A 13,412-nucleotide genomic window follows, 5' to 3' on the forward strand; every position below is an offset into this window, starting at 1 on the left:
CCGGAAATGCTTAAATGTGACCGGCCAGTTCAATTGACCATCCAATCTGTCAGTTTCTTGCGCTCCCAGCTGTGGGGCGCCAATTTCCGACGACCAGATCATTAGGGGCTTGTTACATGTCTACATCCCTCGCATTCGTCTTTCCAGGGCAGGGTTCGCAGTCCCTCGGCATGTTGGCCGAGCTGGGCGCGGAACATCCGCTGGTCCTGGAAACTTTCAAGGAAGCTTCCGATGCCCTGGGTTACGACCTGTGGGCACTGACCCAACAAGGGCCGGAAGCGCTGCTCAACCAAACCGACAAGACCCAACCGGCCATCCTGACCGCCTCCATCGCCCTGTGGCGCCTGTGGTTGGCTGAAGGTGGTGCGCGCCCGGCTTACGTTGCCGGCCATAGCCTGGGCGAATACAGCGCCCTGGTGGCCGCTGGCAGCCTGACCCTCGGTGAAGCGGTCAAGCTGGTCGAGCGTCGTGGCCAACTGATGCAGGAAGCAGTTCCGGCCGGGCAGGGTGGCATGGCCGCCATTCTCGGCCTGGAAGATGCTGACGTGATTGCTGCCTGTGCCGAAGCGGCCCAGGGCGAAGTGGTCAGCGCCGTGAACTTCAATTCCCCTGGCCAGGTGGTGATCGCCGGTGCCAAGGCTGCGGTAGAGCGCGCCATCGAAGGCTGCAAGACCCGTGGCGCCAAGCGTGCGTTGCCATTGCCGGTCAGCGTGCCGTCCCACTGCGAACTGATGCGCCCGGCTGCCGAGCGTTTTGCCGAGTCGATCGCTGCGATCAACTGGCAGGCGCCGCAGATCCCGCTGGTGCAGAACGTCAGCGCCGCGGTTGCTCCCGACCTGGAAACCCTCAAGCGCGACCTGCTGGAACAGCTGTACAAGCCGGTTCGCTGGGTTGAGTCGGTGCAGGCCCTGGCCGCCAACGGCGCCACCCAATTGGTAGAGTGCGGCCCGGGCAAAGTCCTGGCCGGCCTGAACAAGCGTTGCGCCGAAGGCGTATCGACTTCCAACCTCAATACCCCGGATGCCTTCGCTGCCGCTCGTGCAGCTCTGGCCTGACCTTTAATTTCCGAACCTAGGAGAAGCCTGCATGAGTCTGCAAGGTAAAGTTGCACTGGTCACCGGCGCAAGCCGTGGCATTGGCCAGGCGATCGCCCTGGAGCTGGGTCGTCTGGGCGCTGTGGTCATCGGTACCGCAACTTCCGCCGCCGGCGCCGAGCGTATTGCCGCGACGTTGAAGGAAAACGGCGTTCAGGGCACCGGTCTTGAGCTGAATGTAACCAGCGATGAGTCCGTGGCCGCCGTATTGGCTGAAATCTCGGCGCAATTCGGTGCACCGGCTATTCTGGTGAACAATGCCGGTATTACCCGCGATAACCTGATGATGCGCATGAAAGACGACGAGTGGCATGACGTCGTTGATACCAACCTGAACAGTCTGTTTCGCCTGTCCAAGGGCGTTTTGCGCGGCATGACCAAGGCTCGTTGGGGTCGAATTATCAATATTGGCTCTGTTGTGGGTGCCATGGGCAACGCAGGCCAAGTAAACTACGCAGCCGCCAAGGCCGGTCTGGAAGGTTTCAGCCGTGCACTGGCGCGTGAAGTGGGCTCGCGGTCGATTACGGTCAACTCGGTGGCCCCAGGGTTCATCGATACCGATATGACCCGCGAATTGCCTGAAGCGCAGCGTGAAGCGTTGCTGACGCAGATTCCGCTGGGCCGTCTGGGCCAGGCTCAAGAGATCGCGAATGTGGTCGCTTTCCTGGCATCCGACGGTGCGGCATACGTGACTGGGGCTACAATCCCGGTTAACGGCGGGATGTACATGAGTTAAATTGTGACGGATCGCTTCAAAAAAATGTCATACGAGCTGTCTAAAATCCGTTATAAAGCTGCAATCTATTTATAGGCAGATGGCCAATAGGGTACGAGGGTGAAGCTTTCAGTTGAAAAGCTGAAAAGTCTTTCTATACACTTACCCACTGGCCAGCTGCCTGAATTTGTCCATTAGGAGTGAAAACACGGTATGAGCACCATCGAAGAGCGCGTCAAGAAAATCGTTGCTGAGCAACTGGGCGTTAAAGAAGAAGAAGTGACCAACACTGCTTCCTTCGTTGAAGACCTGGGTGCCGACTCCCTTGACACCGTTGAGCTGGTGATGGCTCTGGAAGAGGAATTCGAGACCGAAATCCCGGACGAAGAAGCTGAAAAAATCACTACCGTTCAAGCTGCTATCGACTACGTTACTAGCCACCAGGCGTAATAGTTTGTAATCGTCGCTTGCTGTGATGGAAAAACCGCACTGCCCTACGGCGTGCGGTTTTTTCCTTTAAGCCTGATGCAAAGTGTCGTCATTAGAAAAAGGAGAGTGCTGTGTCGCGTAGACGCGTCGTAGTCACCGGTATGGGTATGTTGTCGCCACTGGGTACGGATGTGCCGAGCAGTTGGCAGGGCATTCTGGCTGGCCGCAGTGGTATTGGTCTGATCGAACACACGGACCTTTCTGCCTATTCCACCCGTTTTGGCGGCTCGGTAAAGGACTTCAATGTCGAGGAATATCTCTCGGTCAAAGAGTCCCGCAAACTCGACCTGTTCATTCAATACGGCCTGGCAGCCGGTTTTCAGGCGGTGCGTAATGCCGGCCTGGAAGTCACCGACGCCAACCGTGAGCGCATCGGCGTGGCCATGGGTTCGGGTATTGGCGGTCTGACCAATATCGAAGAAACCAGCCGCACGCTGCACGAGTCTGGCCCCCGTAGAATTTCACCGTTCTTCGTGCCTGGCTCGATCATCAATATGATTTCCGGTTTCCTGTCCATCCACTTGGGTGCCCAGGGGCCTAACTACGCTATCTCCACGGCGTGCACCACCGGCACTCACTGCATCGGCATGGCGGCGCGCAATATCGCCTATGACGAAGCTGACGTGATGATCGCCGGCGGCGCCGAGATGGCTGCCTGCGGTCTGGGCATGGGTGGCTTCGGCGCGTCCCGTGCACTGTCGACCCGCAATGACGAGCCGACCCGTGCCAGCCGTCCGTGGGACAAGGGCCGTGATGGCTTTGTACTGGCCGACGGCGCCGGTGCCCTGGTCCTCGAAGAGCTGGAGCACGCGAAGGCCCGTGGCGCCACCATCTACGCCGAGCTGATTGGCTTCGGCATGAGTGGTGATGCGTACCACATGACCTCGCCGCCGTCTGACGGTGCAGGTGCTGCGCGCTGCATCACCAACGCGTTGCGTGATGCCAAGGTCAACATTGACCAGGTGCAATACATCAACGCCCACGGCACTTCGACACCCACGGGCGACCTGGCGGAAGCCGAGGCCATCAAGTCGGTGTTCGGCGAGCACGCCTACAAGCTGGCGGTCAGCTCCACCAAGTCCATGACCGGCCACCTGTTGGGTGCGGCGGGCGCGGTCGAGGCGATCTTCAGCGTGTTGGCCATCAAGGATCAGGTCGCTCCGCCGACCATCAACCTCGATGAGCCGGATGAAGGCTGCGACCTGAACTTCGTACCGCATGAAGCGCAGAAGATGCCGATCGACGTGGTGTTGTCCAACTCGTTCGGTTTTGGTGGTACCAACGGTTCCCTGGTGTTCCGCCGGTTCGCCGAGTGATGGAAAGCTGGGTTGACGGTCAGCCGGCGGGCGCAGTGCCCCTGAAAGACCGTGGCCTGGCGTACGGTGATGGCCTGTTCGAGACCATTGCCGTCAAGGCCGGGCAACCCGTGTTGCTCGACCGCCACCTGAAGCGCCTCGGTGAGGGCTGCAGGCGGTTGGCGATTGTTGCGGATCAGCCGTTGATCCGCAGCGAATTGCTGGCCTATGCCACCGCCTTGGGCGAGGGTGTACTCAAGTTGATCCTGACCCGTGGCGACAGCCAGCGCGGTTACGGCATCAGCGCTGGCGCTCCCGCGCGGCGCATTCTGCAAGGCAGTCCACCTGCCACTTATCCCCCGGAACATGCAGCGTCAGGCATTCGCCTGTTTGCGTGTACCACCCGTTTGTCCGAGCAACCTTTGCTTGCCGGCCTCAAGCACCTCAATCGCCTGGAACAGGTATTCGCCCGCGCCGAGTGGCAGGATGCCGATCACGCCGAAGGTTTGATGCTGGATATGTCCGGTCGAGTCGTCGAAGGCGTGTTCAGTAATCTGTTTATGGTGTGTGACGGCGTGTTGCTGACCGCTGATCTGAAGCGCTGTGGCGTCGCCGGCGTCATGCGGGCCGAGGTGTTGGCCCAGGCGCAGCAGTTGGGCATTCCGACGAGCGTGGCCGATATCAGCCTTGAACAGCTGCACCAGGCCGACGAAGTCTTTGTGTGCAACAGCGTATATGGCATTTGGCCGGTGCGCGGATGTGCTGCGATGAGCTGGCCGGTTGGGCCGCTCACCCGTAAACTGCAGGGCATTGTTCGCGCACTATTGGATATTTGATTTGAGACGTAAATTTGTATTGTTGCTGGAGATCGGTCTGGTCCTGGCGGGTTTGCTGCTGGGCGCTTCGGCCTGGAAGCTGAACTCGGCCCTTGAGCAGCCCCTGAATCTGACCCAGGAGCAATTGCTGGACGTACCGGCCGGCGCGACGCCCACCGGCACCTTCAATCGCCTGGAAAATGACGGCGTGCTCAAGGATGCGTTCTGGTTGCGTCTCTACTGGCGCTTCAACCTCGACGGCCAGCCGCTGCACAGCGGCGAATACCGCATGACCCCGGGCCTCACCGCCGAGGGCCTGATCGGTTTGTGGCAGCGTGGCGAAGTGGTGCAGTACAGCATCACGCTGGTGGAAGGCTGGAACTTCCGCCAGGTGCGCGCCGCCCTGGCCAAGCATGAAAAGATCGAGCAAACCCTGTCGGGCCTGAGTGACAGTGAGGTCATGGAAAAACTCGGCCACCCCGGCGTGTTCCCCGAGGGCCGCTTCTTTCCCGACACCTACCGCTTCGTTCGCGGCATGAGCGATGTGGAGTTGCTGAAGAAATCCTACAACCGTCTGGACGACGTCCTCGCCCAGGAGTGGAGCAAACGCGCCGCTGACGCGCCGTACACCGAACCCTATCAAGCGTTGATCATGGCCTCGCTGGTCGAGAAAGAAACCGGCGTGCCGGAAGAGCGCGGCCAGATCGCCGGAGTGTTCGTGCGACGCATGAAGATCGGCATGCTGCTGCAAACCGACCCGACGGTGATCTACGGCCTCGGCGAGCGCTACACCGGCAAGCTGACCCGCGCCCATCTCAAGGAATCCACGCCCTACAACACCTACGTGATCGCCGGCCTGCCGCCGACGCCGATTGCCATGGTCGGACGTGAGGCGATTCACGCCGCGCTGAACCCGGTGGCCGGTAGCAGCCTGTATTTTGTCGCCCGTGGCGACGGCAGCCATATTTTCTCGGATAACCTGGATGCGCATAACGCTGCGGTGCGTGAGTACCAGATGAAGCGCCGCGCCGATTACCGTTCCAGCCCGGCGCCAGCACCGACGGCAAAACCTGCGGACGCGCCGGTTGATACGCCCGCCGAGCCGTCCTCTGCACCCGACGACACCGCGCCGCAAAGCCCGCAATGACTCTGACTAAGGACTGCCTGTGACTGGCTTGTTTATTACCCTGGAAGGCCCGGAAGGCGCCGGCAAAAGCACCAACCGCGAATACCTGGCCGAGCGCCTGCGCGCCGAAGGTATCGAGGTGCTGCTGACCCGCGAGCCCGGCGGCACGCCGCTGGCCGAGCGCATCCGTGAAGTGCTGCTGACCCCGGGCGACGAACAGATGAACCCTGACACCGAGCTGCTGCTGGTGTTTGCTGCCCGCGCCCAGCACCTGGCCGAAGTCATTCGCCCGGCCCTGGCCCGTGGCGCGGTGGTGATTTGTGACCGGTTTACCGATTCGACCTACGCTTATCAGGGCGGCGGTCGTGGCTTGTCCCTCGAGCGCATTGCGACGCTGGAAACCTTCGTCCAGGGCGATTTGCGTCCCGACCTGACCCTGGTGTTCGACCTTCCGGTGGAAGTCGGCATGGCCCGCGCCACTGCCCGGGGTCGCCTCGATCGTTTCGAACTGGAAACCCGAGTATTTTTTGAAGCTGTGCGCGGCGCGTTCCTCAAGCGTGCCGAAGCCGACCCCGCGCGTTATCACCTGCTGGACGCCGCGCAACCCCTGACTCAGGTTCAGCAGTCTATCGATGCCCTGGTGCCGAAACTCGTGGAGCGTGTCCGTGGCTGAAGCCTACCCGTGGCAGGACAGCCTCTGGCAGCAACTGGCGGGCCGTGCCCAGCACGCCCACGCCTACTTGCTCCACGGCCCGGTGGGCATCGGCAAGCGCGCCCTGGCCGAGCGGCTGATGGCCAGCTTGTTATGCCAGCGGCTCAACGGCCTGGAAGCCTGCGGGGAATGTAAAGCCTGCATGCTGCTCAAGGCCGGCAGCCACCCGGACAACTACCTGCTGGAACCGGAAGAAGCCGACAAGGCAATCAAAGTCGATCAGGTGCGTGATCTGGTCAGCTTCGTGGTGCAGACCGCGCAGATGGGCGGGCGCAAAGTGGTGCTGATCGAGCCAGTGGAATCGATGAACATCAACGCGGCCAACGCCTTGCTCAAGAGCCTGGAAGAACCTTCCGGCGATACCGTGTTGCTGCTGGTGAGCCACCAGTCCAGCCGCCTGCTGCCGACCATCCGCAGCCGCTGCGTGCAACAGGCCTGCCCGTTGCCGAGCGAAGCCATGAGCCTGCAATGGCTGGCCCAGGCACTGCCGGAGTGTGGCGAGGCCGAGCGCGTCGAGTTGCTGACCCTGGCGGCCGGCTCGCCCCTGGCGGCGGTCAAACTCCAGGCCCAGGGCGTACGTGAACAGCGTGCGCTGGTGGTGGACGGAGTGAAGAAGCTGCTCAAGCAGGAGATGTCCGCCACGCAACTGGCCGAAAGCGCCTGGAAAGACATTCCCTTGCTGCTGCTGTTCGACTGGTTCTGCGACTGGTCGAGCCTGATCCTGCGCTACCAACTGACCCAGGACGAAAACGGCCTGGGCCTGGCGGACATGCGCAAGGTGGTGCAATACCTCGCGCAGAAGAGTGCCCAGGACAAGGTCCTGAACATTCAGGACTGGATCCTCGCCCAACGCCAGAAGGTCCTGGGCAAGGCCAACCTCAACCGCGTGTTGTTGCTTGAGGCCTTGCTGGTGCAATGGGTCGGCTTGCTCGGCCGCCGTTAATTTCAGTGGCCGACGGGTGTATCGTTGGCCAGACACTTTCCGTGACTCAAGTTGTAGATCCCTATGCTCGTAGATTCCCATTGCCACCTTGATCGCCTCGACCTGGCCCAGCACGGCGGCTCCCTCGACGCCGCCCTCGAAGCCGCGCGTCAGCGCGGGGTAGGGCACTTCCTGTGCATCGGCGTCAGCGCGGAAAACGCCGCCGACGTCAAAGCCCTGGCCGATCGTTATGCCGACGTCGATTGCTCGGTGGGCATTCACCCGCTGGACCTGAAGCCCGGCGAAGCCCCGGCCCTCGACTGGCTGCTCGGCGAACTCAATCACCCACGCGTGGTGGCCATCGGCGAGACCGGCCTGGATTACCACTACGAACCGGAAGCCGCCGAGCTGCAGCAGGCGTCGTTCCGTCTGCACCTGCAAGCCGCCCAGCAGACTGGCAAACCAGTGATCGTCCACACCCGTGGCGCCCGTGCCGACACCCTGACCCTGCTGCGCGAGGCTGCGCTGCCCCAGGCCGGTGTGCTGCATTGCTTCACGGAAGACTGGGACATGGCCAAGGCCGCCCTCGACCTCGGCTTCTACATTTCCTTGTCGGGCATCGTGACCTTCCGCAACGCCGATGCCCTGCGGGATGTCGCGCGCCAAGTGCCGGCAGACCGCCTGCTGGTGGAAACCGATTCGCCGTACCTGGCGCCAATTCCTCATCGCGGCAAACCCAACCTGCCGGAATACGTACGGGATGTGGCGGATTACCTGGCGATGCTGCGGGGCGATTCCTACGAGCGCTTCGCCGAACAGACCACCGAGAACTTCAAGCGTCTGTTTCCGCTGGCCCACGTCGGCCACTAAATCGCAGGCAAAAAAAACCCGGGTTCTGGGGGGTGAATCCGGGTTAAGACCATTAGGAGTAAAACAAGGGTACGCAGTCCGTCGGTACCCAGGTCGACGCGTCACTTGGGGGAGATGCCACGCCGACAGTTCAAGTATTGATCAGTATCCGATTCAGTCCAGCCGCATCTGATCGTTTTTTAAACAGATTTGGAATACGCCCGCTTCGGTTGAGTTCTCATTGGTTGCGATGCACATGCGCCAATGGCCTGTTTTATTTCTGACTCAAATCGGCTTATTCGTTGGCGCGCTGTAAGTTAAGTGCAAAGGTTGTTCATATAGGCGTTGCCCAACGACCGTTCAGTCGGGATAATCCCGCGCACCGGGTAAAACGTTCCGACAAGCACGGCTTGGGGCACGCCACCCTCCCAATATCCATCTCTGCAGACCTTTTTCTTATGCACAAAGAACCCCGCAAGGTCCGTGAGTTTCGCCGCCGCGAGCAGGAAATTCTCGACACCGCACTCAAGCTGTTCCTCGACCAGGGTGAAGACAGCGTCACCGTCGAGATGATTGCGGATGCCGTGGGTATCGGCAAAGGCACCATCTACAAGCACTTTAAGTCCAAGGCCGAGATCTACCTGCGCCTGATGCTCGACTACGAGCGCGACTTGAACGAGCTGTTGCACTCGGCCGATGTCGACAAGGACAAGGAAGCGCTGTCCCGCGCCTACTTCGAGTTCCGTATGCGTGACCCGCAGCGCTACCGCCTGTTTGATCGCCTGGAAGAAAAAGTGGTCAAGGGCAATCAGGTGCCGGAAATGGTCGAGGAACTGCACAAGATCCGTGCCTCGAACTTCGAACGCCTGACCCTGCTGATCAAGGGCCGCATCAGCGAGGGCAAGCTGGAAGACGTGCCGCCGTATTTCCACTACTGCGCCGCCTGGGCGTTGGTGCACGGCGCCGTCGCGCTGTACCACTCGCCGTTCTGGAGCAATGTGCTGGAAGACCAGGAAGGTTTCTTCCAGTTCCTGATGGACATCGGCGTGCGCATGGGCAACAAACGCAAGCACAGCACCGATTTGCCGAACGCTGAAACGCCGGCCACTTGAATCATTCGCCAGCGTGATGGCGATATGATTTCCTGCCCAGCGCAGTAACCCAGGAATATACTCAGGCAAGGACCTTGCTAAAACTTGATTTTTCAGTCAGGTTTTAGCGCGCCCGAATTATCCTCTGCCGGAGTGATCCATGATCGTTGATCGTCAAGGCAGGCGATTCCGCAATTTGCGGATCAGCCTGACCTCAGCCTGCAATTACGCCTGTACCTACTGCGTGCCCAACGGCAAGCGGCTGGTGGCTGCGCAGGACGAATTGTCGGCCGAGGCAATGGCGCGTGGCGTCGAGTACCTGATCGAGGCTGCTGGCATCGAACGCCTGCGCATTACCGGCGGCGAGCCGTTGGTCAGCCCCAAGCTGGAGGCCTTCATGGGCGCCGTGGGGCAGATGGGCCTGAGTGATATCAGCCTGACCACCAACGGCCAACTGCTGGCGCGCAAACTGCCGCTGCTGGTGGATGCGGGTATTCGCCGGATCAACGTCTCACTCGACACTCTGGATGCCGACGCCTTCCGCAGCATCGCCCGTGGTGGCGACCTGGCCACCGTGCTTGATGGCATGGACCAGGCCAGCGCCGCCGGAATCAAGATCAAGGTCAACATGGTGCCGTTGCGCGGCCAGAACCTCGACCAGGTGATGCCGCTGCTCGACTACTGCCTGGAGCGTGGCTACGAGCTGCGGTTTATCGAATTGATGCGCATGGGCCACTTGGCCAACGATTCCAACGCGTTCCTGCAGCAATTCGTCAGCCTCCAGCAATTGCTCAGCCTGATCGGCGAACAACACGAATACCTGCAAGCTAACGCCCCGGTGGACGCCACTGCCGTGCGCTACGAAGTGCCTGGCAAAGGTTTCTTCGGTGTCATCGCCAACGAAAGCGTACCGTTCTGCCGGACCTGCTCGCGTTTGCGCCTGTCGTCCACCGGCTGGCTGCATGGCTGCCTGTCGTCGAGCAACCGCCACTACGTGGGCGACCTGCTGGACAAACCCCGCCACCAGGCTCTGCCGGCCTTGCAGCGCTTGTTGGTCAAGGCTCTGGGCGACAAGCAGGAAGTGGCATTCTCCGGCGGCGCCACCATCATGAAGATCATCGGCGGTTAGTCCCGCAAGCTGGCGCAAAATCTGCATCTCGTGCCCATTCGCCGGTTTTCCGTCACCGGCCTTTGGAGAATTAGGATGCGTAGTCTGGTTTTGGTGCTGGCGTCACTCGCGCTGGGTGGCTGCATGACCGTCAGTGATATGGCCGAAGGCACGCGCTATCAGATGAGCGACGCCGGGCTGCTGGACCACAGCGATACCCGCCGCGTCAATTCGGTCCGCATACAGCCGGACTCCTTCGTTTTCATCGCCCAAGGCGCCTTCACCCCGCCGGGCAGCGCCTATCCACGGCCTAACGTGGTGGCCGAGGAAGCTTTCAACGGCTTTGTCGAATACTTCCCGATGGTCCGCCGCGCCCGCAAGCCCGAAGGCCTGGAGCAGGCGATGTCTGAAGCCCGCGCGGCCGGCGCGCATTACCTGTTGTACTGCCGCTTTGCCCAGGCGGATGACCGGATCGGCAACGCCGATGAATGGTCTGACCAGGAGGCGGTGGATCGCCTGGGTATCGACACCGGCACCATTCAGGTCATGTTGATCGAGACCAGCACCCAGTATTTGATTGATACTGTGCGGATTCACAGCCGTGGCGGTTTACTGACGTTCCACGACAACAAGCCTGATGACCTGATCGGCAAGCCCCTGGCGCACTACGCGCGCAGCCTGTTGGGCATGAGCGATCAGTAAGACACAAGGAGTACAGCATGACCGATTCGGCCAAGGCCAATGACCTGTTGGCGCAATTGCCCAAGGGCAAGGGACCTGCACCGGTGCATCTGTGGAACCCGGCGTTTTGCGGCGATATCGACATGCGCATTGCCCGCGATGGCACCTGGTTCTATATGGGCACGCCGATTGGTCGCAAGCCGATGGTCAAGCTGTTCTCCAATATCATCCGCCGCGACGGGGAGGATTACTTCCTGATCACCCCGGTGGAAAAGGTCGGGATCAAGGTCGATGACGCGCCCTTTGTCGCCGTCACCCTGGAAGTCGAAGGGCAGGGCGAAAGCCAGGTGCTGCGCTTTACCACCAACGTCGATGAACAGGTCGAGGCCGGTATCGAACATCCGCTGCGGGTGGTGATTGACCCTGACACTCAGGAACCTTCGCCGTACCTGCGGGTGCGCACAAACCTCGAAGCCTTGGTCCACCGCAATGCGTTCTATCAGTTGGTGGAGTTGGCGGTGACCCGTCCGATCAACGGTAAGAACTGGCTTGGCGTCTGGAGCGGCGGGGKATTTTTCCCCATCGGCCTGGAGCCCTGAGGCTGGTTTGTCCCTTCCTCTGAAATAATTCGCTTGCTGTAGCCGGGCGCTTTCGGTTATCAATTTGTACATGATTAGACATGTCCGATTTGATAAGAAAAAACGCGTCGTCGACGAGCTGATCCGCCGTATCGAGGGCGGAGTGATGGCTGACGGTGTCCTGTTGCCGGGCGAGCACCAACTGGCCGAAGAGTTTTCCGTCAGCCGCGGCACCCTGCGTGAAGCCCTGGCCGAACTCAAGCGCCGCAGCTACATCGCCACCCAAAGCGGCGTGGGCTCCATCGTCACCTTCGACGGCATGGTGCTCGACCAGCGCAGCGGCTGGGCTCAAGCCCTCGCCGACACAGGCGCAGTGGTCACCTCCGAAATCCTGCGCCTGGAAGCGGTCACTCGTCCGGACCTGCTCAGCAGTCACGGCAGTGACCAATTCATCGCCCTCGATCGCCGCCGTCGCGCCGCCGACGGCACGTTCGTGTCCCTGGAGCGCTCGTTGATGCCGGCCTCCGGTGGCCTGGAAAGCCTGCCGCAAGTCGGCCTGATCGATAACTCCCTGACCATCACCTTGGCCGCCTACGGCTACGTCGGCGCCACCGGCAGCCAATGGATCGGGGCCGAGCCGCTGAACGAGGAAGACGCCCAATTGCTGGGTCGCCCGGTGGGCACGGTGTTCCTCAAGGCCCTGCGCACCACCTACGACCGGCAAGACCGCTTCATGGAATCCGTCGAAAGCCTGCTCGACCCTCTGCACTTTCGCCTGCACCTTCAATTTGGAACACCGACATGACCGCCACCACCCGCGCCCTCGGCGCCTTCTACGGCCTGGCCCTGGGCGATGCGTTGGGCATGCCCACCCAGTCCCTGAGCCGCGAGCAGGTCAAGGCGCGTTTCGGCGCGATCACCGCCCTGGAAGATGCCGACGCCGATCAGCCGATCGCGCCGAACATGCCCAAGGGCTCGATCACCGATGACACCGAACAGGCGATCCTCGTCGGTCAGTTGCTGGTGGATGGCCGGGGCAAAATAGAACCCACCGAACTGGCCCAGCGCCTGATCGACTGGGAAGCGGTGATGCGCGCCAAGGGTTCCCAGGATTTGCTGGGCCCATCCACCAAACGCGCGATCGACATGATCCTGGCGGGCCACACCCCGGAAGAATCCGGGCGCTACGGCACCACTAACGGCGCCGCCATGCGCATCACCCCGGTGGGCATCGCGGCGAACGTCAACGACCCTGCGCAGTTTATCCAGGCGGTGATCCAGGCCTGCCAGGTCACCCACAACACCAACCTGGGGATCTCCAGCGCAGCCGCCGTGGCGGCGGTGGTTTCCGCCGGAATCAATGGTGTCGACCTGGGCGAAGCGCTGAACATCGGCACCCAGATCGCCCAGCAGGCGGAAAACCACGGCCACTGGATTGCCGGTGGGCGCATCGCCACCCGTATCAGTTGGGCACGCACGTTGAGCGTCGACAGCGGCGACAAGGCGCTGTTTACCGACCTGCTCTACGAATTGATCGGCACTTCGGTGGCGTCCCAGGAATCGGTGGTGGTGTCGTTTGCCCTTGCGCAGCAAGTTGCGGTGGGTGAAGTGAACGCCTTCGAAGCCTTGTGCATGGCCGCCAGCCTTGGCGGCGACACCGACACCATCGCCGCGATTCTCGGCGCGATGCTCGGTGCGTGCCTGGGGATGCAGTGCTGGCCTGAGGCGATGATCGAGCAGGTCAAGCAGGTTAATGGCCTGGACCTGGAGCCCTTGGTCCAAGGCCTGCTCGATCTGCGCTGAGCACCGCAGATCAAAAATGTGGGAGCGGGCTTGCTCGCGAAAGCGGTGTGTCAGGCAACGCATGTGTCACTGATGCACCGCTTTCGCGAGCAAGCCCGCTCCCACATTGATCCAGTCGAGTCAGGAAGACCGGA

General features: G+C 61.4%; 15 protein-coding genes. All 15 read left to right on the forward strand.

Annotated elements, in window-relative coordinates:
- Positions 1-116 precede the first annotated feature (116 nt).
- The 15 genes from fabD to AU074_RS13165 all read left to right on the forward strand — a co-directional run bounded on the left by fabD (position 117) and on the right by AU074_RS13165 (position 13,278).
- A complete protein-coding gene (gene fabD / locus AU074_RS13095) occupies positions 117-1,055 on the forward strand; it encodes an ACP S-malonyltransferase (protein ID WP_076015071.1) in 939 nt (312 codons plus the stop codon).
- A gap of 31 nt (positions 1,056-1,086) precedes the next feature.
- Positions 1,087-1,830 (forward strand): 3-oxoacyl-ACP reductase FabG, encoded by a 744-nt coding sequence (gene fabG / locus AU074_RS13100; protein WP_076015072.1) that lies wholly within the window; start codon positions 1,087-1,089, stop codon positions 1,828-1,830.
- Between the two features lie 192 nt (positions 1,831-2,022).
- Positions 2,023-2,259, forward strand: a complete 237-nt coding sequence (gene acpP / locus AU074_RS13105) for an acyl carrier protein (protein ID WP_010165887.1) — start codon at positions 2,023-2,025, stop codon at positions 2,257-2,259.
- 110 nt (positions 2,260-2,369) lie between these two features.
- Positions 2,370-3,614 carry a beta-ketoacyl-ACP synthase II gene (fabF, locus tag AU074_RS13110; RefSeq protein ID WP_076015073.1) on the forward strand — a complete coding sequence of 415 codons (1,245 nt, stop codon included), beginning with the start codon at positions 2,370-2,372 and terminating at the stop codon, positions 3,612-3,614.
- Positions 3,614-4,429, forward strand: a complete 816-nt coding sequence (pabC, locus tag AU074_RS13115) for an aminodeoxychorismate lyase (RefSeq protein WP_076015074.1) — start codon at positions 3,614-3,616, stop codon at positions 4,427-4,429. The genes fabF and pabC overlap by 1 nt, the downstream gene beginning before the upstream one ends.
- Before the next feature lies 1 nt (position 4,430).
- Positions 4,431-5,555, forward strand: a complete 1,125-nt coding sequence (gene mltG, locus AU074_RS13120) for an endolytic transglycosylase MltG (RefSeq protein WP_076015075.1) — start codon at positions 4,431-4,433, stop codon at positions 5,553-5,555.
- Between the two features lie 19 nt (positions 5,556-5,574).
- Complete coding sequence (tmk, locus tag AU074_RS13125) at positions 5,575-6,207, forward strand: dTMP kinase (protein ID WP_076015076.1); 633 nt, start codon at positions 5,575-5,577, stop codon at positions 6,205-6,207.
- Complete coding sequence (locus AU074_RS13130) at positions 6,200-7,189, forward strand: DNA polymerase III subunit delta' (protein ID WP_076015077.1); 990 nt, start codon at positions 6,200-6,202, stop codon at positions 7,187-7,189. The genes tmk and AU074_RS13130 overlap by 8 nt, the downstream gene beginning before the upstream one ends.
- A 63-nt stretch (positions 7,190-7,252) precedes the next feature.
- Positions 7,253-8,038 carry a TatD family hydrolase gene (locus AU074_RS13135; protein WP_076015078.1) on the forward strand — a complete coding sequence of 262 codons (786 nt, stop codon included), beginning with the start codon at positions 7,253-7,255 and terminating at the stop codon, positions 8,036-8,038.
- 437 nt (positions 8,039-8,475) lie between these two features.
- Entirely contained in the window at positions 8,476-9,129 is a 654-nt protein-coding gene (locus AU074_RS13140; RefSeq protein ID WP_076015079.1) for a TetR/AcrR family transcriptional regulator, read from the forward strand.
- A gap of 139 nt (positions 9,130-9,268) precedes the next feature.
- Complete coding sequence (locus AU074_RS13145) at positions 9,269-10,237, forward strand: GTP 3',8-cyclase MoaA (RefSeq protein WP_076015080.1); 969 nt, start codon at positions 9,269-9,271, stop codon at positions 10,235-10,237.
- A 75-nt stretch (positions 10,238-10,312) separates the two neighbouring features.
- Positions 10,313-10,918 carry a DUF4823 domain-containing protein gene (locus AU074_RS13150; RefSeq protein WP_063027950.1) on the forward strand — a complete coding sequence of 202 codons (606 nt, stop codon included), beginning with the start codon at positions 10,313-10,315 and terminating at the stop codon, positions 10,916-10,918.
- Between the two features lie 17 nt (positions 10,919-10,935).
- Positions 10,936-11,496 (forward strand): DUF1285 domain-containing protein, encoded by a 561-nt coding sequence (locus AU074_RS13155; protein WP_076015081.1) that lies wholly within the window; start codon positions 10,936-10,938, stop codon positions 11,494-11,496.
- A gap of 70 nt (positions 11,497-11,566) precedes the next feature.
- Positions 11,567-12,280, forward strand: coding sequence for a GntR family transcriptional regulator (locus tag AU074_RS13160; RefSeq protein WP_076015082.1), 714 nt, complete (start codon positions 11,567-11,569; stop codon positions 12,278-12,280).
- Positions 12,277-13,278 (forward strand): ADP-ribosylglycohydrolase family protein, encoded by a 1,002-nt coding sequence (locus tag AU074_RS13165; protein ID WP_076015083.1) that lies wholly within the window; start codon positions 12,277-12,279, stop codon positions 13,276-13,278. The genes AU074_RS13160 and AU074_RS13165 overlap by 4 nt, the downstream gene beginning before the upstream one ends.
- Positions 13,279-13,412 lie beyond the last annotated feature (134 nt).

Origin of the sequence: Pseudomonas sp. ATCC PTA-122608, assembly GCF_001952855.1 — a bacterium.
GTDB lineage: Bacteria > Pseudomonadota > Gammaproteobacteria > Pseudomonadales > Pseudomonadaceae > Aquipseudomonas.